The sequence below is a fragment of the Acidiphilium sp. PM genome, from assembly GCF_000219295.1.
GTDB lineage: Bacteria > Pseudomonadota > Alphaproteobacteria > Acetobacterales > Acetobacteraceae > Acidiphilium > Acidiphilium multivorum.
Map to the genome: position 1 here is coordinate 1 of NZ_AFPR01000402.1, position 608 is coordinate 608.

Annotated in this window: 1 pseudogene; it reads right to left on the minus strand. The window is 72.5% G+C overall.

The window, feature by feature from the left end:
- Nucleotides 1-608, minus strand: a pseudogene (locus tag APM_RS13035) (glycosyltransferase); the annotation flags it as partial.

Sequence of the window (608 nt, forward strand, 5' to 3'; positions counted from 1 at the left end):
TCCCCGGCGATCACCAGATGCGCGCCGGCAACCGGCTCGATCGCGCGGATCAGATCGCCGAATCCCTTGACCTCGTGCAGCCGGCCGAGGGCGAGAACCAGCGGTGCCGCCGCCGGCACGCCGAGCCCCTCGCGCGCGGCCGGCGCCTCGGCGGCGAAATCGGCCACGAAATTGGGAAGATAGGCGATGCGCTCGCGCGGCCAGCCCTGCTCGCCGATCCAGCGCACGATATCGCGCGTGTTGCCGACCAGATGATCGCAGCGGCGGAAATATTTCAGCGGATAATAGCCGCCGAGCCGGCCGACCAGCGCCCAGTCGCCGCGCGGCGCGTGAAAGGCGGCGCGGCTCATCCAGGCCATCGCCACCTCGGCGCCGAAGCCGCGCAGCGCCGCCCCCGCGCGCGGGCGGGTGAGACAATCGAGCGGCCCGCCATAGCGCAGGCCAACCGGGTCGAGCCCCGCCGCGCGCAACAGGTTCATCCGCGCCGGATCGGGGCGGATCACCGGCAGCACCGCCTCGCCGGCCTCGTGCAGCGCCAGCGTCATCCGCTCGAAGAAGAGTTCGGCGCCGCCATTCGCGGCACCGGCCATCAGCTGGGCGACCCTCAT